The sequence below is a fragment of the Candidatus Uabimicrobium amorphum genome, from assembly GCF_009002475.1.
Classification (GTDB): domain Bacteria; phylum Planctomycetota; class Uabimicrobiia; order Uabimicrobiales; family Uabimicrobiaceae; genus Uabimicrobium; species Uabimicrobium amorphum.
Genome location: NZ_AP019860.1, coordinates 1414055 through 1437604 on the forward strand (window position 1 = coordinate 1414055; position 23550 = coordinate 1437604).

Genomic DNA, 23550 nt, shown 5'->3' on the forward strand with positions numbered 1-23550 from the left:
AAATAAGAGAGCGCGATGAACGAAAAAGTTTTGTTAGAAAGTCAAAGTCTACGACAAGAACTTTGCCAAGATGAAAATACAAACGTTTTAGAACGCGTAGGCGAATTGATTACTTTAAACGAAAATGGATACGCAACAACACAACAAGTGGCGACTTTTTATGAAGTTCCTGTAAAAACACTACAGACCAACGTACTACGTCACCGTGAAGAATTTAACCAAGATGGTTATCATATCATAGATTCGAAAACTTTTAAAAAACTCTATGGGCAAAAAGTTCATACGCGGATGCGCAAGATAGGTATTTTCCCGCGTAGAGCTATCTTGCGTGCAGGTATGATTTTAGCAAAATCAAAAATCGCACAGCAGATAAGAGAATACCTACTAACGGCGGAAAAAAACTCTACTCCGGTTTTATTTAATGTGGCTGGACAACTGTCTGACCAAGCGTATGTTGTCGCCAATAACGCGTTGCAACTCAGTGAACAATCAAAGGTTCTCGAAAGACACTCGACGGAATTAGCACGTAGTGCTCAGCTTTCCAATGACAACGCACAACAATTAATCTTACAAGCAAATTTACTAAAAGCGGTAGTGAAAGAAGTTTACAATAATAAGGATCGCATCGCACAAAATAGTGAACGCATTGCATTTCTAGAGCAACAATACTTTAAATTCCAAACAGACGCAAATACCGAAGATACGATCGACACACAACAAATTAATATCTTGAGAGATAAAGTACGACGCCAAAAACAAAAGCCCATCACTGTGTGGCGTAAATTTAATCGCCACTTTGCGATATCCAGTTATAAACTTCTTCCTCGGTCACAATTTTCTAATGCATTGCTGTGGTTTGAGAAACTCGAAGCCTCAAAATAATATTTGTAAAATTGTGTACTTTATTGAATCTGTGGCGAATATAATACATAACTTTATTGAACCTGTGGCAAATATAGTACATAATAGAAAAGATAGCATATTTGTATTTGTCACAAATGACTTTAAGATAGTGAAGATAAATAATTGACGAGAAACACAATTTGCTGTTTGCACTATCACAAAATTGCTGTTATAAATATAAATCAACACAAAATTACAATACAATCTATACTATTTTAGAAGGAGAACGAGAATATTACGCAAAGTATAGGGATTGTTGTAAGTGCCAATACGTTTCGTAATGATTCTTGAACAGTGTTATGAAAAAGTGCATAATTTTGATAGTTGCTTGCTTTTTGATGACTGCTATCTATGCAGATAATGCTGAACTGAGCAAGTGGCAAGGTATGGTAAAAAAGTATGAAGGACTAGCGAAAAAATATTCTAGTAACTTCAAAAAAGCCAAAAGCCTTTATAGCAAAGCCAAGAAAAGTGGCAACGCTGCAAAAGCAAAAAAGTACAGAGGTCTAGCAGTTAAATATCAAAAAAGTATGAAAGTTGCGCAAGCACGTTTAAAAGCTGCTCAAGCAAAAGTGCAAGCACTTTCAAGTTCCGCAAGTAGCGGAGACACCGGCAATGCAAACAACGGTGGCGGCGCAAAAATTACCTTAACCGCTGAAGATAGAGCAATGTTAAAAGTAATTGATAGCCAAAAACCTTTGAAGGTAGATCCTGCCAAAGTACTTACCTTCAATAAATGTAACGATTGCCATAAGCAAGCTGTGCAGGTATGGAAGAAAACACCTCACCACAACACCTTTAAGCAACTTCACAAGCGCCCACGTGCAAAAGAAATTGTAAAGAAAATGGGCCTAAAGGGAAGTATCAAGCGCAATGGTTTTTGCGCAACATGCCACTACACCCAACAAATGTCTCGTGGAAAACCTAAAGCAATCTCTGGTGTATCCTGCGAATCTTGCCATGGCGCATCAAGAGACTGGGTAAACATCCACAACAACAAAGCTGCTGATAGAATGCAAAGACTAAAAGAAGCGTCGGCAAAAGGTATGAACAATACTACAGACGTTTACAACATTGCACAAAACTGTTACCAGTGCCACAGTGTTGGTAACGAAAAATTGGTAAATGTCGGTGGACACAAAGCGGGAAGTGACAATTTCGAAGTTGTTCGATGGTCACAAGGTATGGTTCGTCACAATTTTGTACGTGGCAACAACTCTACCAACGCCAAGAGTTCTATCGAGAGATTACGTGTTATGTTTATAACCGGTGCAATGCTTGACCTTGAGTATGGATTGCGCGGAGTAGCCCTAGCTACAAAGAAAGGCCGTTACTACGATGCAAAAATGAAGCGTACCAATGTCGCTTTTAAACGTCTTAAGGCGATTAATAGCAAATCGGGTGGAATTCCTGAAATCCAGACACTACTAACACTATTTAAAAAGTTAAACTTCAACAACAAGAAGAACTTAACAACCGCGGCAAACTTCATCACTTTACAAGCACGTAAGTTTACTCAAAATCACGATGGGTCTAAACTTTCTGGCGTAGACGCTGCTTTACCAAAAGAAAGCGACTATAAGTGGAAGCCAACACGCACTAAGTAGTGTTACTAATTTTGATGCTCAAATTGAGCATCAAAATTAACACAAGCCAAAAAACAAAATATTTTACTCACACTACAATTCCTTACGCACCAACCCTCCCGCTACTTTTGCGACAAATTTTTTCGAAAAGAATACCTGTGCTGTTGCGATGAAGCGGTTTTTTAATCCAGGGATATATAACCATTTTTTTCGGCGTAAGGCTTTCAAACATCCTGCAACTACCTCATCACTTGTCATACTGCCGTCGGCAAATTTCTCTTTGCTCATTCGTGCGACTTGTCCAAATTCTGTGTCAGTTTTTCCCGGGCACAGTGCCAATACATGAACATTGTGCCTGCGCATTTCATGATATATCGATTGCGCCAAGAATTTATCGTAGGCTTTTGTTGCTGTATAGACAGAAAAATACGGTATTGGTTGAAAAGCGGCTACCGAGGCGACGATGATCATTTCTCCTTGTTTGCGTTCTGCCATTTTCTTTGCAAAAAAGTGAGTTATGTCAGTAACAGCACTCACATTCAATTCAACCATACGCAATGCAGATTCACGGGTTTGCTCTAAAAAAGAACCGGTATAGCCAAACCCAGCATTGTTGACAAGTAGATCTATTTTGTGCCCTTCTCCCTCTGTGGCAGCAAACAATTGATCGCGTCCTGCTACTGTGGCCAAGTCTAATGCCAGAGGAGTTACTTGAACTTTATGTTTTTCTTGGAGTTCGTTTGCCAATTGTTTCAGGAGTTCGTCGCGACGCGCCGTAATAAATAAATTGTAGTTTTGTGCCGCCAAGTGTTGCGCAAACACTTTGCCGATTCCTGAAGAAGCTCCCGTAACTAAAGCAATTTTTGTCATGTTATCTCCGATCGTTTTTTGAGGTTTGTGTAGTATTTTATCGCAATATTTGCAAATACAGTTGCAAATATAATCGAAGCCCCTAAGTAAAAACCTGGCGTCATCGTTTCGCTTTCACCAAAAATAGCCACGGCAAGTAAAATAGCATATATTGGTTCCATATTTACGCTAATTGTGACTGTGTAAGGGGAGATTTCTTTCATGATTTCGATACTAACTAAAAAAGCCAACGAAGTACAAATCAGACCTAATACTAGCAGGTAAACAGTATCATTGACATTGGGAAGAGGTATACTCTCTAGAGATCCGTAATACAGCATTGCGAACATAGTAATTGTGATGCCTAAGAATCCTCCAAGCATTTCGTACAAACTAATGGATAGTGCCGCGTATTTTTTGATCCATCGACTATTGATGATGGTAAAGACTGCCGCGAGAAACGCCGAGCAAATGGCAAATATAATTCCCCACATAAACTGTATTTCGAATTCAAAAATCAAGTACAGGCCGAAAATGGCAAAAAGACTCAGAATCACTTCGTAGGCAACAAGGCGCGTTCTTAGAAGGAGCGGTTGTAAGAACGCTGTAAAAAAAGGAGTTGAGGACATACATACTAACGCCACCGAGACATTGGAGACTTTTATCGCCGCAAAAAATAAAATCCAATGTAAGGCGATCAAGAAACCCACACCAAGTATACGCATTTTGTTAGGAATGTTGATTTTTTTGTTGGTAAACCACGCAAAAAAAGCGAGTCCGGCAGAAGCAATCAACATGCGGTACCACACCAGTGGAATAGATTTCAAAGAAATGAGCTTTCCGAGTATGCCAGTAAAGCCCCATATGAAAACAATCACATGCAGATAGAGATGATAACGATATTTATTAATGATATGCAACATAAGTAACAACTCGATTTGTTTTTACATACTTTTGAGAAAATTGTATAATTTGTCACGTTTTCGTGGAACTTATTTGTGAAAAATGTATCTAAAACGTAACCAATATAAATTATCAGATGTTAGCATATTACATAAAAATATCAAAATCTAATGGAAATTTTCAATGACAACTGAACAAGAGATTCGTCTGGGGCATTACGCTGTGATCGAAGAAGTCGGACGCGGTGGGATGGGCATTGTATACAAAGCCCAAGATCTTAAGTTAAATCGCATTGTTGCTCTAAAGGTGATGGTCGGAGAAAACGCACAAAGTGCCGCTGTTCAAAGATTTATACGCGAGGCAAAAACAATTGCCAAACTCAACCATCCAAATATTATCAATGTTTTGGATGTCGGTTGGGAAGGCAACTATTACTTTTTTGCCATGGACTTTATCAATGGTTGTTCTCTAGACGATGCCATTGGCAATAGACTATTGACATACAACTCCACACTTGAAATTTTAGTCACCGTTGCCAAAGCTATTGATTTTGCTCATAAAAACGGTGTCATACACCGCGATTTAAAACCAGCAAATGTCATGTTAGATAGTCAGAAAAAGCCTATCATTATGGATTTTGGTGTGGCGCTTTCTCTTGATGAAAGTGTGCAGTTATCTCGCTCGAATGTAATGGTTGGGACGATTGGTTACATGTCTCCAGAACAGTTAGAGGGCAAAAGAGGCCACGTCGACCGACGCAGCGATATTTACTCCCTAGGAGTAATCATGTATAAAATGCTTACCCGACGCGACGCTTTTTTTGGTACATCAGCACAGATTATCAATAAAGTCAGAACAGGACAACTCATACCTCTTCACAAAATAAAAGGTAATTTACCTAAAGACTTGCAGTACATATGTTCTAAAGCTATGGCCAATAATCGAAACCACCGCTACGCAAATGCTGCGGAAATGGCAAGAGACATACAACTCGTACAGCAAGGGAAAAAAGTGAAGCGTAAAGACTCTTTTTTCATGAAATTTGCTGTTGTTCGCGATACCCTTAAACACAAAAAGAACTTGCATAGTTACGTTTTATGGCTCGTTGTTGTCATTACCGGTTTTATTTTAGGAGCTAACTTTAGTCCCGTGCACGACATGCCACACAACTGGACCACTTCTTTGTGGAGTGATTGTTGGAACGGACATTATGTGGATTTCTCTGCGAAGAAATGGCGAGAACTTTCGTTAAAAGACCAGCAACTCTATGCACGTTCTTACCAAACATGGTACGCAAATAAAGTAAATGTGCCGCAGGAATTTGTTCATAAAACAGGTGTCATGATGATTCTCATTCCACCGGGTAAATTCATTATGGGATCTTCGCCTAGTGAAAAAGGACATCAAAAGCATGAGTTAGAACGCGAGGAAACGATATTTGCCCCGTATTACATCGCCAAATATGAAATAAGCGTTGCCCAGTGGGACAGCGATACTAAAGAACGTAATAAACTGCACCCCATTAGTAACATCACATGGGAGGAAGCTAGAGACTTTTGTGTTGCAAATGGTATGTTACTACCTCGGGAAGTTGAATGGGAGTATGCATGTCGCGCGGGAACCACGACTCCTTTTGCCACAGGAAATGACTTACAAACCTCGCGTTCCATTGCTAATGTCACTAATGAGCAGGGAGTGAATAGTTGGGGATGTAGCAACATGCATCACAATGTTCGTGAGTGGTGCCGTGATAAAGCACGGTCTGCCAAAAACGTGAAGCCTGTAGTGGGAGATGCGTATTTTAAACTTCCGTCACAAGGTAATATCATGCGCGGTGGAAGTTGGGGAGGCAAAAACAACAAAAAAAATTGCCGCTCTGCAGCGCGATTTTCATCTACTAGGGCACGTACAAATATCGGATTTCGCCCCATCCTATCATTGTCGTATCTTGTAAATAAGCAACCTAATATTTTTCTTTCCACGCCATTTGTCACAGAGTAAGGATTTCAATATGGTTACTGCACAAGACAAAGTTTTCATCGAAAAAATATTGCAAATGAACTATGTTACACGTGAGCAGATTCAAGAATGCCTGACACTCAAAAAAATCGATGCATCAAAATCTATGGCGGACATATTGCTGGAAAAAAGATACCTTACACAACAGCAAGTTGTTGCGTTGATGTCGCAAACCACAACTTCAAATAATATTCATTTCTCCACGGGGCTTTTTAATTCAAAAATTCTGAGTGGCAATACATTATTCGAACGCTATCAGGTAATTACCGAGCTGGGGCGTGGAGGTATGGGAATTGTGTATAAAGCACGAGATCTTCACCTTCAGAGAACCGTCGCGCTGAAGATGCTCTTAGAGAGCAATACCGACGAAGTTGCCGTAAAGAGATTTTTGCGCGAAGCGCAAACTTGTGCACAGCTGAAACACGAAAACCTTATTGAGCTTTATGATTCCAATGTCGAGCATGGCCGTTACTTTTTCACAATGGAGTACATCGAAGGACAGACTTTAAAAAGTTATGCTGCCGAAAACCGCTTATCAACTACACAAATAACTGAAATTATGCTAAAAATGTGTGCTGGTATTGCCTATGCACATACCAAGGGGGTGATCCACCGCGACCTAAAACCTCAAAATATAATGATCAAGAAAAATGGTGTGGTGAAAATTATGGATTTCGGCTTGGCTAGAAGTGCAGAGAACACCAAATTATCAAAAAGTGGTGCCATTGTCGGTACACTTGTCTATATGCCTCCCGAGCAGCTTTCCGGTAAAAAACGCGAATTAGATTTGCGTAGTGATGTGTATTCTCTTGGAGCAATTCTTTATGAGTTGCTCACCGGTCGTCCACCGTTTCAAGGATCTTATTTTAATTTACTCAATTATGTTCTAAATCACAAACCAGTTCCACCTAGTGAAGTAAAACCCTATGTTTCAAAAAATTTAGAGACGATTTGTCTAAAGGCGATGGAAAAAGACAAACACGACCGCTATACTAGTGTGGAAAAAATGATGCGTGATTTAAAAAGAGCCTTGGCGGGAGAGAAGATTTCACAAAAGCGATCGTGGAAAAATATGAAGCTATCTCAAGTATTGACGATGGTGATCGTCGCGACATGTTTCTTCTTGATTGGTTGGACGAGTACGGTCAATCAAGTGGACTACGAACAACAGCAAAAAGATAGCCGTCATGTGCAGAACTCAAAATCACCAGCAACGATCCCTAAAAATCTGTGGCGCTCTTGTTGGAAAAAATCTTATTTTGATTTTACCGAGTCCGTCTGGATGAATTTATCGTCTAGTGATCAAAAAAAGTATAGTAACCATTACCAAAAGTGGTACGCGCAACAACACAATATCAACAGACATAAAACGTTCACTATCTCTGAAAACGAAGTAACGATGTGTTTAATTCCACCAGGTAAGTTTTTCATGGGGCAAAAAGGCGATGAAAATGCCGACAACGCACAACATCGCGTTACCATTTCACAACCATTTTATGTTTTAAAAAATAAGTTAGATCGCAAAACCCTCGCAAAATTATTACAAATGTCGCCACCTAAATTTTTTGGTTTATCGTGGCAAGATGCGGTGGATTACTGTGAAATGCTTGGTTGGGTTTTACCAAGTGAAGCACAGTGGGAATATATGTTTCGCGCCGGAGTTGTGGAAGAAAAGTTTCTTACAAAAGACAATACTTGGGGTGTCGAAAACTTTGATCACATCGGCGAATGGTGTTTTGATCGTGCTGACGTTGCATTGTATCGCAATAAAAACTGTGTGCGTACACCCAACACCTATGTCGATGACAACGTCGATCCTCTTTGCAAAGAAGGGCAATACAATATTTTCCGTCGATTTGGGGTTAAGCGTTATACTAGTAGTGCAGATCGTGTGGATGTACGTCCTATTTTGCCCGTAGTTACTAGCACTGCCCCACTTCCTAATGTGTCGACAAAAGAGGTGGTAATCGGTCGTTTAAGCCAACAGTCAGGAACGCAAAATTTAATCGGCCTCGACAAAATTGGTTTAGCTCCGAGATCTTTGGGATGGAATCCGAAGCATAATCGTTTTATTATCGCCGACGCCGGGGGAAAATTTGCAGCGCAGTTCATTTTGAAAAAAGTACCAGCGAAAGTGTTTATATGTTATAAAGGACTTGTATCCGCGAGCCCTATACCTGGACTTGTGAATGTCGAAATGAATAACCACATTCTCGAAAATCGCAGTACATGGCCAAATACAGAGTATCTTAAAAAAACGTGGTGTATAGATAAAAGTATGTTGCGCGAGGGATTGAACGTATTTTCGATATATTATGCCGGCAATTCTGCTCACGTGTGGTTTGACTATATAGAAATAGCAACAAGAGAAAAATAATGATAAAACACACCATTGTATTTACCCTAATTATTTCGTGCTTGTTTTGCCAAGAAGTTGATAGTGCAGAAGAAGTCGAACGTACCAACTGGCTTTTCTATTTATACCAAAAAATAGGTGCAAACACATATAACCGGGTAGTTCCACTCTACTCTTATAATCGTAACAGCGACCAAGCTTCCGAAGATTTCGTGCTGTGGCCACTTCTTATTGGTTATAAAATGCGCAAGAATCTCTACCCCGAAGAATTACCTTTTGCCAAACAATTTCGTTGGTATTCGGTTCCTATTCTAACCTTAAGTGGTCACTCAACAACAACCGGAGGGGACGATTATATTGAAACAAATACATTTGTTTCTTTTTCACTCCTTAGCTTTTACCAAAACCGTCACATTAGCGAAAAATATTTTTCCACGAGTTGGTTTTCGTTACCGGCGTTATCGTATTACAACCGCGAATTATTGTACGACAAAGAGCTGCAATTTGACCACTTGGCATTTGGTGGCCCGCTATTTCTATTTGAAGAAACGCTCATTCGCCAACAAAAACAGATATACAATGCAAATAATTGGTCAATAAACCCCAGCTTTGTTGCATTTGGCAAAGATGGTTTTAAGTTATTACAATACCAAAACTGGGGCAAAGATACATGGTTTAAATTCGCTTCTTTATTTAGTTTCGCACTCTTTGAACTCTCAACGACTTTTCACAAATATCCGGGTGCAAAGTACGACTATTTTCGCGAATATGACACTAATCCCAACCATGCCTTTCGCGAGCTATATCTTGACAAAAAGTCCCCCACAACGCGTATTGGTTTTCTCTCACCATTTATTCAGATAGAGTCGGACCCCAATGGTAAATTTTCGTGGCAGTTTCTACCTTTTTTTCACTACGTTTCCGACGAAGAAGGCTACCAGTTTAGCATCATCCCTTTTGGCATGACCTTTGGTTCAAAAGGAATGCAATTTTCACTACAACCCAAGATATTTCCTCTTTTTTATCACGACGAACAATTCAATCGATGGGATATTTTGTGGCCACTAATTCACTATGAAAACAATCCCGAATACCCCAAGATATCTTTTAATGTACGTTTTCTGTTTGAGTACACTTGGCAACAAGATTCAGAAGGAAATATTTCTAAAAACCTGAATATTGCCGAACAATTTTTATTCCACTACTCGGAAGATCGGAAGCAAAAAGTACTAGAGTTCCTTCCTTTTGGTATCTTGTTTGCCTTTTTACAAAACGATTCGGGATTTCAGTGGCGATTATTTGGCTTTGGCTATTCGGAAAATCGCTACAAACGTTATTTGCAAATATTATTCTTTAATGTACCTATTGGTAGTAAGTAGTCGTTTTATTTCTGGTGTGCGATGCCCCACATCGCTGCGAAGCAGCGATTGCTCCCCCTACAGGGGAAGCCAAGTACATCTAACATGTACATAAAAGAAGCCATTGGTATGCGAACTATTGATTTAAATGGTCATTACAGTTGGATGCCCGTTATCAAGACGGACTATCGATCAATTTTACGAAGACATCCCCTTTTTCTTTGAAACTAAGAAAGGCATCGTAGCCTGGTGCTGCTGGTGAAAGTAAAATTACGCCGTCGCGTGGCGTTATTTTTTTTGCAAAGGATACGGCGCGCGCTAAATCAATGGCATAGGCTGTTTGTTCATAGCCATCTTGTTGTAAAAATGTGTGAATTTTCTTGCCGGTTTCGTATGTATTTATGACAAAATGCACCTTGCACTGCTGTAGCTCTTTGGCAAATTCTTCCCAATCTAAGCCGCGATCTTGTCCGCCTAGAATTACCACCAACTTATCATTGTGAAATGTTTTTATTGCCGCTAGTGTTGACTGTGGAGTTGTGGATATACTGTCGCAAACGTAGGTAATTGTTTCGCGTGTTGCGACTTTATGCATGCGATATTCTAATGGTTCAAATGTGATTAGCGACTCTTTGATTTTGTTGAGCGGTAGGCACAGACATTGGCAAGCAAGTAAAATAGCGCAAATGTTGGTGTAATTGTGTACGCCACGCAAAGAGATATCACTATCGGAAATTATTTTTTGTCGTTTGTCGTAGATCCCGTCATCGATAGCATAGAGGTCTTTGTCATTAAAAGTGGCGTTGTGTGGCAGCTTTTTACTAATACATGCGGCGTTGACAATATTGAAGGCATTTTCGTTATTGCGAAAAATTTTCGTTTTGTCATGAAAATATTGTTCGATGCTTTGATGCCAATCAAGGTGTTCTGGATAAAGATTCAACAATATGTTAATATCTGCGCTGTACTCTAAATCGGCAATTTGATAGCTGGACAGTTCTATTACATAAATATCGCAGACCGCATCGCAAGTATCGAGAAGCGGTGTGCCGATATTGCCTGCCAATGTCACAACGAAACCGTTGCTGCGCAAGATATGAGTAAGTAACGAGCTTGTGGTGCTTTTACCTTTCGTACCAGTAATGGCGATAGTTTTGTACTTGGGTGCATAATATTCAAACCACAAATTTGTGGCGGAAGTAAAAACGACGTTGCGTTTTACAAGTTGTATTTCTTTACGATATAGACTAATACCTGGGGATTTGATTACTATATCAAAGTGGCGCAATACGTTGGAAATTTTGTTGCCGATGACAACATCTTCTACATTAGAAAAGCTTTTGTCCACCTTTACATCTGTGTCATTGAGAAGTGTAAATGATATACCGCGACGTTGTAAAAATTTTGCAGTAGAAATTCCTTCTTTTCCCCAGCCCCAAATGGCTATTTTTTTATCTTCCATGTCTTGAAATCTCTGTAAACATACTCTTGTATAAATTTGTCTATTCGGATATAGTACTCCAACAGTACATTTTATATATTTTACCAAAAGGAGAACAAAAAATGGATAAATTTGCTGATACAGTTGCAAAGTATTTTGCGGCTATTCGTGAGGGAGATACCAATACTTGGGTTCAGTTGTTTGCAAAAGACGGTGTCAGCCACGATCCGATCGGAATGGCTTCGTACACCGGACACGAACAACTCGAAAAGTTTTTTACGGGTATTAATAAAGCTTTCGCCAAAGTATCATTTGTCGAAGAAAGTACCTATGTTTGTGGGCAATACGCTGCTGTTAAGTGGAATGCCAATGGCACAGGACACAACGGGGTGGAGGTTTCGTTTAGTGGTATCGACACTTTTGAAATGAACGACGACGGCGAAATCGTCGAACTCAAAGCGTATTGGGATTTAAAAGGAACGATGGCAAAGCTTAAGGGATAATATGGACATTCGCATTGCGCAGCAACATGACTGGCCACAAATTTGGGAAATTTTACGCGAAGCCTTTGCCACAGAGGCAACGTATGTTTATTCTGCCAATATCAGCGAAGAAGAAGCCCAAAAATTGTGGATGGATCGCACTAAAGCGACTTATGTTGTGCGGCAAGACAATGTTGTTCTCGGAACATATTATATCAAAGAGAATCAACCAGACTTAGGAGCACATATTTGCAATTGCGGATACATCACTTCAACAAAGGCGCAGGGACGAGGCGTTGGTAAGTTTATGTGCGCGCATTCATTAGAAGTGGCAAAAGAAATGGGATTTTTGGCAATGCAGTATAACCTTGTCGTCAGCAATAATGAGCGTGCTGTACACTTATGGAAAAAATTTGGTTTTGAAATTATTGGAACCATTCCTCAGGCGTTTCACTTTAAAAGGCAACAATTTGTCGACGCCTATATTATGTATAAAAAATTATAAAGGAAATTTACAATGGAAGTGAAAGACTACGGTGATGTCGCTCATTATTATGACCCGGCATATGCTGCGAAGACCGATCTTCAAGATGTTTCTTTTTATGTAAAACAAGCCAAAAAATACGGTGGACCTGTTTTAGAAATCGCCTGTGGAACAGGGCGTGTACTTCTCGAAATAGCCAAGTTGGGTCTTGAAACCACAGGAGTAGATTTTTGCGAGAAATTTTTGGAAATTTTACGCAATAAAACACAAGGCGAAAACGTTTCTCTACACCACGCAGACATGAGAGATTTTTCTTTGGAGAAAAAATTTGCCTTGGTGACAATACCTTTTCGTCCCCTGCAACACATGTATACTTTCGAAGATCAAGTAAAAGCACTTACATGTGCGCGAAATCACATGGCCGACGATGGAGTGCTTGTCTTTGACGTTTTTTATCCACTGTGGCACAAAATTTTGGAAGATGTAAATACCGAACAATTGGAACTAGAATGGCAAGATCCTAAAAATCCACAGCGGACGATTAAACGCAGTTTTATACGCACAGAAGCAAACCCCTTTTATCAATTTTTCTGTGGCGAGTTCATATTTCGCACTTTCGAAAATGATCAAATGATTCAGGAAGAACGCTCAAAGTTAAAAATGAGCTTTTACACATATCCGCAAATGCAAGCATTGATCAAATGCTGTGGCTTTGAAATAATGGAAGAGTATGGTTCGTTTGATGAAACCCCTATTGCCGATGGGCCAGAAATGATTTTTGTGGTAAAGAAAGCTTAGATATTATTGTGACTTTTGGTGGAAGTATTTTTCCAAATCTTGGATATACAACTTGTATTGCGAAATATACACAGATGCAACGGCATTGTCTTGTGTACGAAGTTCATGAACTTTTTCGGTAAAATGAATCATTTGCGCCATGTTACGCCGTAGCTCTGGGAGCTGAGGAGGAAGTTGTTGCAGTTGTTTTTTTAATTTTTGTAGTGGTAGTTTTTGATCGTTTTTCCACAGAGCCACTTTTGCTTTTTTGTATGCGTCAAACATCGAGGCATAACGAGCATGTAATTTGTTCAAAGCAAGTTCTCGTGCTTTATGTTTCTCTTCTAGCACAATTTGTATTTTTTGTACAGCTCCCTTGTACTGTTGCGTTATATTCTGGGCACTTTGTGTGGGAATGTTGTGTAATTTGATTTTTACATCATATTTGCGGCTCAAGTTGGCAAAATGTAGCTGCACAATTTTTTGTATGGACAATACAATTTTTTTGAAGTGGCGGTAAATCTTTTTTTGACAAAACGGAGAATTTTTGTATTGATTTTCACGCTTTTGTAAATGTTGAATTTCGAGAGAGAAGTAGTCGTACATGATTTTTATTTGCTTGTGGCGATGATTTTTATTGTCGATATATCGTTGTAGTGTTTTCATGATGCTGTCGCACCATAAAAGATCTTCTTTTACTGAATTGTCGTCAAAAGATTCCTCCGGGACAATTTTTGCGTCGATTTCATGGAGATAATGCTGGATGTTTGCTCGGTATGCCTTGTATCTACCTCTTTTTTTATTGCGATGGTATTCGAAAGTCATCTGCTTTTGTAGTTGACTAATTTTTTTTGCGTGAAAAATGCTTTGTGGAAAATATGGCGCGAGTACACTTGAAGACAAAAGGTGAAGCTCTTTTTCTATTGGTTGTAATAACTCTGTGCATTTTGCCGTATCACAGTCCTCTTTGCCGAGGCAATCTTGAATTTCGCGAATAGTGGCGATGAACTTTTCTAAGAAGTCTATATGGTTTAACTGTTGTTGCTTTTTTTGAAAAGGATTGCCCTGCGAATATGAATAACGATAGTTTTCGCGTATTTTTTTGTAGGCAAGTAGCATTTGCAGTTCATATGTACCACTTAATGCTTTTTTTGATATGGGACCATAAATAAACGTTGTGCGGTTATTGCGTATAAGTAGTCTTTGCCGACTCGAGTTGACTTCTCCGCCGGCAAAGACTATTTTTGTGTATAAAAAGCCGCTTTGGTGTGGAAGGTTCTTTATTTCAAATTTCCAAAATAAGTCATTATTTTTTCTTTGTTCCGAAAAATACACTTCTTGGGCAAAAGTACAATGAAAAACAATCCACAGCAGAAGCAAACTTCTCATATTATTTTCCTATATAGCGATATTCCAAAAGTCGTAAATGGGTAAAATATGCAAAAGTGATCTTGTCGAGAAGCGGTGACTGAAAAATAGGGTTTCGGTCTTGGCGATTAAATGTAAATTTAATCGATACCGGCTCTCCTGGATTTTGCTGTAACGGTATTAGAACATTGAATTCGGAAATTAAACTACCTACATTAAGTGGTTCATCAATAAAGGCAAGATAGTCTTGAAGACTCTGTTCTAAAGTTTGCCCAGGAGTCGCTGTAAATTTTTCATGATCATTTTTGAATTTCACTTTGAATGTCGAATCAATTAAATCTTCTCCGTTACGATCCTTGAGATGCATTTTGATTTCGCGTTTTTTCCTGCCGCGCTTATCCTCTACGACTTCAATGTCTAGTGTCTCTACTGTTTTATCCAAAAATTCAGAAAGATTAGGTAGTTGACGATTACTAATCCCCAAAACGTCGTTAAAGGTAGCTTCGACATCTGTTGCATTGTCCACTTGCAAAATCTCGGGTTTCACAAACAGAATATTTGCTCCGTTTGGTGTATCGACAATAACGTCAAACTGTGCAAAGAAGTTACTGTCCGGATCTTGGTTTAACTCATATCGCGATGGTAGAAAAGAAGGATCTGTCATCCAATCAATATTTCTACTGATGCGAAGATCATCAATGGTAATATCAGGGATCTGACCAAAAGTAGGTGCCGGAGGACCGATGAATATTTTATTTTGTAACGTCAAACTGCTGGCCACCGCTTGTGGAGAATCACCTTCGTCTTCCTCTTCTTCCTCTTCGCTTTCTTCTTCCTCTTCGCTTTCTTCGCCTTCTTCGCTTTCTTCACCTTCTTCACCTTCGCCAATGAATGGTGTACCTAAAGGTGAAAAGTTATTGGCATCCATATCGAGAGTCGACAAGATGTCTTGTATGAAGTTCAACGGAGAAGCTGTTGTTTGGCCTTCGGAAATTTGAAAATCTGTGAGACTCGACAATAGTCCTCTTTGAAAAAGTCCACCGTTATTGCGGTAAAATTGCCCGGTGACTTTTATTGCGTCGCCACCATCTCCGAAACTTTCCATCGAAAGACCGTCGCGCCATCGCACTGCGAGGTGGTAGAATTCTTGGGTGTGAATACCCGCACCATCCACTGCAGGATCAATGGTTAATTGTTTCGTAAAAGTGATGAATTTTCCATTTTGGATAACTTGTCCAAAATTAAATTCAGATCCTAATTGCAGTTTATCTTCCACGGAAAGTTCTTCGGGTTGACCGTCTACAAATTTTTGTACAACAAATTTATTGGTAACGCGCACATCTAATTTACGTAATGCATCATCACCAGAAGCCTCTGGTTTTATGGCGCGCATTTCGATTTGTCGTTGTACACCTATTTGAAAACTTCCGCCAGCATTGGCATCTTTTTTCAATGTGGAGTTACTAAAAAATACGGTGCGAAATTGTTCCGCGTTGTCATCGTCTTCACTTCCCCAGTCGTCGTTGATCTTAAACCAAAACATGATAGATCCGCTGTTACTGGAAATATTTCCTTGATTATCAATGCTGTCTGTGGCATTTCCGTTCAAGAGAGCAGGTAGATTTCCATCCTCTTCCAAGTTTGCGATATTTGGGGCAGGAAAAGAATCGAATGATAGCAAACTCCTCTCGTCGTCTTTTTTGAGAACAAAACCGTCGGCGGCCAAGTTGATTTTTTGCAAATTATTGGCTCTTCTCTTTATCTCAAAAACGCCAAGTACCGGAGGAAGTTCCTCATTGATAAGAGCATTGTCTAGACCTGTCGTCGATTTGTTTGGTGTAACACTTCCGTTAAAATCAGCACGAAATAAATAATTTCCTCCCCTGTCTTCTGGGTTTGGTGACTCATCTAAACCAACGAAACCTGTTACGGCATCGAATTGAACGGGATCAAAAAAACCCGAAATATCACTGGATTTTAAAAAGGAATTGTCGAAGTTGTCAACTTGTAAATTGTTCGGTGCTGTAAACGAATTTTGTTCGATTTTTTCATCCACATTTTGTCGTCTACGTGCCACTTCAAAATCTTCCTGACTATCGTATTGATCAATTTCAAAAATTTGTGCGGTCGTACAATATTTTTGCGAAACTACCATTCCCAATGTGGGAGAAGATCTTTGTACAAGAGCCGTAATCTCAAAGTGCCCACCAGGGAAAAAACATAGGTTCGCTGTGTGGTACACTAGATCGGATCTATTAGGATTTTGAAATTTCAAACGATTGCCGTTTTGTTTTTTTAGTGACACATCGGGATTGAAATTGGCATCCAACATCTTCGCCTTGTCGCGTTCAAAATCGTCGAAAATTTTATTGCGTTTACTATCTACCAGTTTGATAAAAGTGTCAAAGTCTGGAAATATGTCTTGTTGACGACGCACGCAAACTAAATTTGCAAGGCGAATAGCCTCGTCTTGTGTTACTTCTACGAGAATTGTTTCGCCTCTGCGCCTTTTCTCCATGGAGATACCTTTTGTGAGCGCATAGAGAACAGGCCACGCTGCGGTGTTAATGTTGATGGGCGCTACCGATTTTGTTTCGAGATTATCTTCGTTTCCAATGGTACGAAAAGTAATCTGCTGAAAAAATACACCTTCGTCCATTTCCGAACGATCGGGGAATACAGTGATGAAGTCCTGTATCGCTTCAAAGTCACTTTTCGAAATAGTGGTTTGGCCATCTGTAAGACCAATAATACTGTCTTTAGAACGATAGCCCACGCCATCATTGGGACGACTAGAAACAATAATGTTGCCTATTTGTGTAATATCAACATCAAAAGTATATGGTGGCACAGAAGGATCATCTGTTGGGCCAAAATGCTTCATCTCGACGGCCTCTGCTAGATTCGACAGAATTTGTCCTAAAGAAGCCAGGTCGCTATTGATGTTAATTTGCGATGTACTGTCAAAAACTTTCAGCGTGTACATATGCTCGGCGTCGTTCATAAAGCTCGATATGTTGCGTCCTTCAAAGATTTCATTCGTCGAGTATGAAGGTTCGTTGACATTGTTGTCAAAAGTTTTTTGCAAATCGTTTATGTTTAAACCTGCGGCAGTTTCATCGTCCGCAATATCAATACCATTAAACTGTGTGGGGGCATCTTCGGTAAAACAAAGATAATCGCGATAATAAATATTATCTTTAAAACCATCAATGAGATTTGCAACGGCAATATCAATGGAGCCAAAACCATGCATATCAGCAGTTACTCCGTCGGTATAACTAACGGAAACCCCCCTTTGTAAAACAGCAACACGAGTGAACGTCACTGCCATGGTACTGAGAAGTAATAGTACGGATGTACATAGGATTAGTGCAAAAGCTTTTTCTTTTTTTCTTTTTTGCATACCCCCTCCTTAATGAAGTGGTAATTTGGCGAAAAATCTTGAACTATTTTTAACTTATTGTATTTATTTTTGCGCTTTTTCTTAGTATAATAAAAGTGATTAGTGCTTCCAAATAAAAAAATGGTAAGTGCTTACAAAATAGTGTTACTGATAAATACTCTGTATCACTTCATTGTTTGCTAAAATTCCCATGTGTGCGTCTTCGATAAGCAATTCGATATTCGCTCTTTCTTCAGCATCGGTAATATCCTGTAGATGGTTTTGCGCACTTTGCACAAAAAAATCCAGACACTGCCGTGAAACTTCGTACTTATCTAAATGAAAATAAACTTTTCCTAAATACAAACAAACATAAGCATATTCGTAAGAATCCGCTCCGTACATAGGTTGCAGAATTTGGCCAGCTTTAATTGCTGTTTTTCCGGCATCTTTGTAATTTTCCTGTTTCATTAAAACATCTGCGACGTTGAGTAAGCACCACGCTTTTCTTTCACCGTCGGTTATGTCTACAGCTTTGTGAGCTAACTCTAATGCCAAATGGTAATCTTCTTCGTCTACCGCCATCATCATTTTTGATTGGATTTGCTCTAGATTCATAATGTTGTTCCAAAAATAAAGGTTGAAAAAATGACCGAAGTTCATAATAAAATGTCGCTGGAAAAGGCACTAGACCAGTTTATAGAAAATACAAAAAGACCATATCGTTTAGAAAAGGTAATTCAGTTTATTGTGCCAATACTCAAAAAAATTCCAAAAAACTTATATATTTCGGTGGATAGAATGCTTCGCCGTGATCGACGTTTTTTTTATGATAGTTTCAAAGAATTGTATGTTCCTAGATCTTATTTTTTTAAGAATACACAATTTTTAATTAAACCCACGCTTGAAGAAATTAACGAAGGAATTTTATATCCAGGACATCGATTTATACCTTTTTGTCATTGGGAGATTTTTCCCACAGCCTGTCAACTACGGTGGGGGAGGCGCAAAATAAAAGCAATTTCAGTGAAAAAAAGGTTCCAAGATATTTTAGTGTATCACACCTTACTTGGCAAGGAGAATATTATCAGTTATCTTCTTGTCGACCATGAAGATAATGCTGATATTCTTTCCAAACCCAATATAATGATCGAAAATGTACTGCTACATGCTTTTGATATGAAAGAATTTTATGCACAGCATAACTTCAAAGAAGGGGACTATATTTTAACCACGGTAAAAGATTGGGCACAGGGAAAATATACGGTAGAATACAGAGAAACCATAAACAGCGATTTAGACTATCACAACAACAAAAAACAGTGGATCAAAGATTTTGAAACAAGTATGTTGGAAACATTTAAAGATGAGGGAACACTCACGAGCATTTACGAACAACTTGCCATCGCTTTTTTTAAAGGCGGCAAAAACATGCTCAAAAATCCACTGGCGCATATAGGCGGTATGTTAGCGATCAGTGAACAAATGGAGATCGCTCCACTGGGGATGACAAGTATATTGTGGCATAAAGGGCAGTCTCCAGAAGATGCCATCGATTTTGATTCTGTGGAATATCAAATTGGTATGACGGGAAACACCGACAGTATTGATGGTATACTTCAAGATTTGGGGGTCGCATTAAATGAGCAGGTTGTGGAAGCTTTCATGCGCGATGAGTTTTACACCAAGCGCAACAGCCTTACAAACGCTTTAGAGCGTTGCCTACCAATGCAAATTATAGAGTTTTATGATGAGGACCAAGAAAAGTCCTTTCATAAACTCATCAAAAAACTGTGGAATAAAACTCAAAAAAGCTATAATGTATTTTGCGATAAATACGCAGGAAAATACCGCAATAAAGCGCTAGCCACTTTGGAAGAGTATTACACTTGGTTGTACAGCTTGGAAAAAAAAGGTATTGAAGAAAAAAATTGCCCGAAACGCGAAACCCTTGCCTTAGGGGAAATGCAGGTAATGCTAATGCACCTTGTGGCAGGCTTTAACAGTGGAGACAGTGAAGATTTAGCAAAGCAGAAAGACATGATGCTTGCTTTAGAAGATATCGAACAATCTAGCAAAGCTTTTATGGAAGTCATAGAGCGTGAGGCTAAAGTGGCAATGCGTCCTATTTTAAAAATAGTAAATAATCACATTACCTCTTTAGAGCAAGATTCGACAGTCTACTACCTCAAAATTTCATTAAAAAAATCAAAACCACTTATTTGGCGGCGCATATGTGTACCAGGGAACGTTAGTTTAGCGGCGCTGCATAATATTATTCAAATTGTTATGGGGTGGGAAAACAACCATGAACATTGCTTCACGATTGATGAGGTTGTTTACGGTGACATGAATAGTGATTATCATATGAAGGATGAACACCAACATACCTTAAACCAATTAATCCAAGAAAATAAAAAGTCATTCTTTTATGAATATGATTTTCAAGACTCGTGGGAGCACAAAATCGTTGTTGAAAAAATTGTCACCCACAAAGACAAAGAAGTAAAAATTAAATGTCTTGCGGGAAAAAATGCCTGCCCGCCCGAAAATTGTGGCGGTATTTACGGGTACGAAGAGATGTTACAAATCTTGAAGGACTCCTCTGACCCTGAATATTTAGATTTGCAAGATTGGCTAGAGGGATTTGATCCTAAATTTTTTAGCGTGAAAGAAGTCAACAAGTATTTAGAAAATTTATAATCTACAAGGTATCGTTGAAAAAATCTTGAAAAAAACTTCGAAATCCAGTTAAAATATCAAGATGAATATAAACAGTCGTTGGTTTACAAATTTATGCAAGAATACTTCAATATAGAAAGTTGAAAATGGCTGAACAAAAACGAAGAAGGTTAGGCTCTATTCTTCGAGCACTCGGAATTATAAACGATGGGCAACTGAAAAAAGCTCTTGCATACCAACAAGAGCACGGGGTTAAACTTGGCGAAGCGCTAATCCAAATGCAGTTTGCAACAACTGTTCAAGTTACTCAAGCATTAGCAAGACAGTTTAGTTTACCGTTTGTTGACGTAGCGCAGGGAAATATTCCGATGGAAGTAATAGAATGTATTCCTAGGCAAATAGTAGAAGAGAAGCAAATTCTTCCTGTGAAAAAAACCGCACGTTCGGTAATTGTGGCAATGACAGATCCATTGGACCTAGCCACTTTAGAAGATTTACGTTTCTTACTCGCATGTGATGTCGACTGCGCACTAACAACCCCAGCATCCATGCAAGAAGCTATTGCGAAATACTACAACATCGAAAAAAGTAATCTGGAAGATTTTTATGAACAAGTAACGGCAGCTGATCTAGACTATACCGTAGATCAAGTGGAAGAGGAAGATGTCGAAGAAGAAGATGATGACGCTCCTGTAATTCGCTTAGTGACGCTAATTATCAACGAAGCGTTGAAAAATAGAGCTTCCGATATCCACATTGAGCCATTGGCAAACAGAATCCGCGTACGTTATCGTATTGACGGTGTTTGTCAAGAGGTGGACTCACCGCCGAAAAAATTGCAAGGTCCGATTTTGAGTCGTTTAAAAATTATGTCGGATATGAACATTGCCGAAAAAAGAATTCCTCAAGACGGTCGTATAAAACTAACTCTACAAGGTCGCGGAATCGACTTGCGTGTTTCTTCTCTACCGTGCTACCATGGCGAAAGTGTGGTTATGCGTATACTTGACAAAGAGAAAGCGCTGGTAAGTCTAGATATCCTCGGTTTTCACGAATCTGACTTCGAGCGATTTCAACGCATTATCAAAAAACCGAATGGTATCTTTCTAGTAACAGGACCTACGGGAAGTGGTAAAACGACGACTCTATACGCGGCACTGCAAGAACTCAATCGTCCAGACGTAAAGATTATTACCGCAGAAAACCCTGTGGAATACAATATTACTGGTATTAACCAATGCCAAGTACGCCACGATATTGGCCTAAATTTTGCCACAATTCTCAAAGCGATGTTACGTCAGGCGCCCAACGTAGTACTTGTTGGGGAGATTCGTGACCAAGAAACAGCTGAAATTGCGATACAAGCGGCGCTTACTGGGCACTTAGTATTTTCAACGCTGCACACCAACGACGCCCCAAGTTCCTTAACTCGTATTATTGACATGAACGTAAAACCGTTCCTTGTTTCTTCCGCGGTACAGGCAGTACTTGCGCAACGACTTATTCGTAAAATATGTCCTCACTGTAAAGAACAATATGTTCCTGACGATGCGGAACTTATTTCCGTAGGTTTAAACCCTGATGCGACACGTCATACGCGAATCTACAGAGCTGTCGGTTGTGATCAATGCAAAGGCGTTGGCTACCGAGGACGTATGGGAGTGTACGAAATGCTGGAGATGTCTCCTCAATTACGTGAACTGGTATTCCACCAAGCATCTACCATCAAAATACGCGATGAAGCAAAGCTCTCAGGTGGAATGGCTACCCTACAAGAAGATGGGGTACGCAAAATTTTAGCAGGAACAACAACAATTGATGAAGTACTACGTGTTACACACGCAAAACATTAAGGAGAGAAAAATTGCCTGATATGAATCAACTGTTACAGTTAGTAATTGACAAAGGTGGCTCTGACTTACATCTTACGGTTGGGCGTCCTCCTGTTGTGCGTTTACACGGAAGAATGCGAACTCTAAATACCCCTCCTTTGACACCAGAAGATACTAATGACTTAATGAAAAGTATCACTGGGGAACGTTATCAACAAGAGTTGGACGAATTGGGAAGCACTGACTTCGGTTTTGCGTTTGGTGAGCAGGCTCGTTTTCGTTCGGCTGTTTTTAAACAAAGAGGTAACATTGGATTAGTGTTGCGCCAAATATCCAATACACTCCTGACAATGGAACAAATCGGTTTGTCGCATAACATTAAAAGTTTATTGGCGAAACCTCGAGGAATGATACTTGTAACCGGTCCTACAGGAAGTGGGAAGTCGACGACTTTGGCTTCGATGATTAACTTTATCAACGAAGAGCATGATCATCACATTATTACTATTGAAGATCCTATTGAGTTTTATCACGAACACAAGAAATCTATTATCACCCAGCGTGAAGTAGGTGTAGATGTTGATTCGTTTTCCGAGGCATTGCGACGTGCTTTGCGTATGGACCCCGATGTAATTCTCGTTGGTGAGATGCGCGACCTAGAAACAATCAGTGCTGCCATTACCGCAGCGGAAACAGGACACCTTGTTTTTGGGACACTTCACACCACGGGAGCAGCAAAAACAATCGACCGTGTTATCGATGCTTTCCCTCAAGCACAACAGGAACAAGTTCGGGTACAGTTGGCAGGATCTCTCGTCGCTGTAATATCGCAGTTACTAGTACCACGATGTGATAAGCAAGGAGTTATCGCTGCTCATGAGATTATGATCGTAACCTCAGCTATTTCAAACTTAATCCGTGAAAATAAAACATTTCGTATAGACTCTTCTATACAAACGGGTAAAAAATATGGTATGAAACTGCTTGATGATACATTGTTTCGTTACTTTGCCGAAAAGAAGATAAAGTACTCGGATGCAATGCAACGAGCGCAAGATCCTATCGCTCTACAGGAACGAATCAAGCAGGCAAGTGAACAGGCTCAGTCTCAATAACTTAGAAGGT

General features: G+C 39.5%; 17 protein-coding genes. 11 read left to right on the top strand and 6 right to left on the bottom strand.

The features are described 5' to 3' along the window. The first annotated feature begins 15 nt into the window (after window positions 1-15). On the top strand, window positions 16-882 hold the full coding sequence (locus UABAM_RS04895; RefSeq protein ID WP_151966882.1) for a hypothetical protein: 867 nt from the start codon (window positions 16-18) through the stop codon (window positions 880-882). A gap of 320 nt (window positions 883-1202) precedes the next feature. Continuing rightward, complete coding sequence (locus tag UABAM_RS04900) at window positions 1203-2510, top strand: cytochrome c family protein (RefSeq protein WP_151966883.1); 1308 nt, start codon at window positions 1203-1205, stop codon at window positions 2508-2510. A gap of 72 nt (window positions 2511-2582) precedes the next feature. Here the strand turns inward: UABAM_RS04900 and UABAM_RS04905 are convergent, their stop codons facing one another. Together UABAM_RS04905 and UABAM_RS04910 are read right to left on the bottom strand one after the other, a co-directional pair. After that, window positions 2583-3359 carry an SDR family NAD(P)-dependent oxidoreductase gene (locus UABAM_RS04905; protein ID WP_151966884.1) on the bottom strand — a complete coding sequence of 259 codons (777 nt, stop codon included), beginning with the start codon at window positions 3357-3359 and terminating at the stop codon, window positions 2583-2585. Then, window positions 3356-4261, bottom strand: coding sequence for a DMT family transporter (locus tag UABAM_RS04910; RefSeq protein ID WP_151966885.1), 906 nt, complete (start codon window positions 4259-4261; stop codon window positions 3356-3358). Before UABAM_RS04910 ends, UABAM_RS04905 begins: the two co-directional genes overlap by 4 nt. A 163-nt stretch (window positions 4262-4424) precedes the next feature. Here UABAM_RS04910 and UABAM_RS04915 point away from each other — a divergent pair, with 163 nt between their 5' ends. Genes UABAM_RS04915 through UABAM_RS04925 form a run of 3 tightly spaced genes read left to right on the top strand, consistent with a single transcriptional unit; the run spans window position 4425 to window position 9995 of the window. Next, window positions 4425-6242, top strand: a complete 1818-nt coding sequence (locus tag UABAM_RS04915; protein ID WP_151966886.1) for a bifunctional serine/threonine-protein kinase/formylglycine-generating enzyme family protein — start codon at window positions 4425-4427, stop codon at window positions 6240-6242. A gap of 10 nt (window positions 6243-6252) precedes the next feature. After that, on the top strand, window positions 6253-8637 hold the full coding sequence (locus UABAM_RS04920) for a serine/threonine-protein kinase (protein ID WP_151966887.1): 2385 nt from the start codon (window positions 6253-6255) through the stop codon (window positions 8635-8637). Then, window positions 8637-9995, top strand: a complete 1359-nt coding sequence (locus tag UABAM_RS04925; protein WP_151966888.1) for a hypothetical protein — start codon at window positions 8637-8639, stop codon at window positions 9993-9995. The genes UABAM_RS04920 and UABAM_RS04925 overlap by 1 nt, the downstream gene beginning before the upstream one ends. Window positions 9996-10149: 154 nt before the next feature. Here UABAM_RS04925 and murD read toward each other — a convergent pair whose 3' ends face one another. Continuing rightward, window positions 10150-11436: a UDP-N-acetylmuramoyl-L-alanine--D-glutamate ligase gene (gene murD / locus UABAM_RS04930; RefSeq protein ID WP_151966889.1), complete on the bottom strand. Its 1287-nt coding sequence runs from the start codon at window positions 11434-11436 to the stop codon at window positions 10150-10152. 101 nt (window positions 11437-11537) lie between these two features. On the opposite strand from murD, the gene UABAM_RS04935 reads away from it, so the two are divergent. From UABAM_RS04935 to UABAM_RS04945, 3 genes are read left to right on the top strand one after another with little or no spacing between them, the layout of a single operon-like run. Continuing rightward, window positions 11538-11918 carry a nuclear transport factor 2 family protein gene (locus UABAM_RS04935; RefSeq protein WP_151966890.1) on the top strand — a complete coding sequence of 127 codons (381 nt, stop codon included), beginning with the start codon at window positions 11538-11540 and terminating at the stop codon, window positions 11916-11918. Between the two features lies 1 nt (window position 11919). Further along, a complete protein-coding gene (locus tag UABAM_RS04940) occupies window positions 11920-12402 on the top strand; it encodes a GNAT family N-acetyltransferase (RefSeq protein ID WP_151966891.1) in 483 nt (160 codons plus the stop codon). A gap of 12 nt (window positions 12403-12414) precedes the next feature. Beyond that, window positions 12415-13179 (top strand): class I SAM-dependent DNA methyltransferase, encoded by a 765-nt coding sequence (locus tag UABAM_RS04945; RefSeq protein WP_151966892.1) that lies wholly within the window; start codon window positions 12415-12417, stop codon window positions 13177-13179. 3 nt (window positions 13180-13182) lie between these two features. Here the strand turns inward: UABAM_RS04945 and UABAM_RS04950 are convergent, their stop codons facing one another. From UABAM_RS04950 to UABAM_RS04960, 3 genes are all read right to left on the bottom strand, one after another. After that, entirely contained in the window at window positions 13183-14547 is a 1365-nt protein-coding gene (locus tag UABAM_RS04950) for a hypothetical protein (protein ID WP_151966893.1), read from the bottom strand. Window position 14548: 1 nt separating this feature from the next. Next, entirely contained in the window at window positions 14549-17932 is a 3384-nt protein-coding gene (locus UABAM_RS33705) for a hypothetical protein (RefSeq protein WP_151966894.1), read from the bottom strand. Between the two features lie 144 nt (window positions 17933-18076). Further along, on the bottom strand, window positions 18077-18529 hold the full coding sequence (locus tag UABAM_RS04960) for a hypothetical protein (RefSeq protein ID WP_151966895.1): 453 nt from the start codon (window positions 18527-18529) through the stop codon (window positions 18077-18079). A gap of 30 nt (window positions 18530-18559) precedes the next feature. On the opposite strand from UABAM_RS04960, the gene UABAM_RS04965 reads away from it, so the two are divergent. The 3 genes from UABAM_RS04965 (at window position 18560) to UABAM_RS04975 (ending at window position 23540) form a co-directional block, all read left to right on the top strand. Continuing rightward, window positions 18560-20614: a plasmid pRiA4b ORF-3 family protein gene (locus tag UABAM_RS04965; protein WP_151966896.1), complete on the top strand. Its 2055-nt coding sequence runs from the start codon at window positions 18560-18562 to the stop codon at window positions 20612-20614. Between the two features lie 125 nt (window positions 20615-20739). After that, window positions 20740-22446: a GspE/PulE family protein gene (locus UABAM_RS04970; protein WP_151966897.1), complete on the top strand. Its 1707-nt coding sequence runs from the start codon at window positions 20740-20742 to the stop codon at window positions 22444-22446. 20 nt (window positions 22447-22466) lie between these two features. Then, window positions 22467-23540 carry a type IV pilus twitching motility protein PilT gene (locus UABAM_RS04975; RefSeq protein WP_152021962.1) on the top strand — a complete coding sequence of 358 codons (1074 nt, stop codon included), beginning with the start codon at window positions 22467-22469 and terminating at the stop codon, window positions 23538-23540. The last annotated feature ends 10 nt before the right edge of the window (window positions 23541-23550 follow it).

Coding starts and splice junctions, on each gene's coding strand:
- UABAM_RS04895 (WP_151966882.1), top strand. CDS start 16: ATGAACGAAAAAGTTTTGTTAGAAAGTCAAAGTCTACGACAAGAACTT.
- UABAM_RS04900 (WP_151966883.1), top strand. CDS start 1,203: ATGAAAAAGTGCATAATTTTGATAGTTGCTTGCTTTTTGATGACTGCT.
- UABAM_RS04905 (WP_151966884.1), bottom strand. CDS start 3,359: ATGACAAAAATTGCTTTAGTTACGGGAGCTTCTTCAGGAATCGGCAAA.
- UABAM_RS04910 (WP_151966885.1), bottom strand. CDS start 4,261: ATGTTGCATATCATTAATAAATATCGTTATCATCTCTATCTGCATGTG.
- UABAM_RS04915 (WP_151966886.1), top strand. CDS start 4,425: ATGACAACTGAACAAGAGATTCGTCTGGGGCATTACGCTGTGATCGAA.
- UABAM_RS04920 (WP_151966887.1), top strand. CDS start 6,253: ATGGTTACTGCACAAGACAAAGTTTTCATCGAAAAAATATTGCAAATG.
- UABAM_RS04925 (WP_151966888.1), top strand. CDS start 8,637: ATGATAAAACACACCATTGTATTTACCCTAATTATTTCGTGCTTGTTT.
- murD (WP_151966889.1), bottom strand. CDS start 11,436: ATGGAAGATAAAAAAATAGCCATTTGGGGCTGGGGAAAAGAAGGAATT.
- UABAM_RS04935 (WP_151966890.1), top strand. CDS start 11,538: ATGGATAAATTTGCTGATACAGTTGCAAAGTATTTTGCGGCTATTCGT.
- UABAM_RS04940 (WP_151966891.1), top strand. CDS start 11,920: ATGGACATTCGCATTGCGCAGCAACATGACTGGCCACAAATTTGGGAA.
- UABAM_RS04945 (WP_151966892.1), top strand. CDS start 12,415: ATGGAAGTGAAAGACTACGGTGATGTCGCTCATTATTATGACCCGGCA.
- UABAM_RS04950 (WP_151966893.1), bottom strand. CDS start 14,547: ATGAGAAGTTTGCTTCTGCTGTGGATTGTTTTTCATTGTACTTTTGCC.
- UABAM_RS33705 (WP_151966894.1), bottom strand. CDS start 17,932: ATGCAAAAAAGAAAAAAAGAAAAAGCTTTTGCACTAATCCTATGTACA.
- UABAM_RS04960 (WP_151966895.1), bottom strand. CDS start 18,529: ATGAATCTAGAGCAAATCCAATCAAAAATGATGATGGCGGTAGACGAA.
- UABAM_RS04965 (WP_151966896.1), top strand. CDS start 18,560: ATGACCGAAGTTCATAATAAAATGTCGCTGGAAAAGGCACTAGACCAG.
- UABAM_RS04970 (WP_151966897.1), top strand. CDS start 20,740: ATGGCTGAACAAAAACGAAGAAGGTTAGGCTCTATTCTTCGAGCACTC.
- UABAM_RS04975 (WP_152021962.1), top strand. CDS start 22,467: ATGAATCAACTGTTACAGTTAGTAATTGACAAAGGTGGCTCTGACTTA.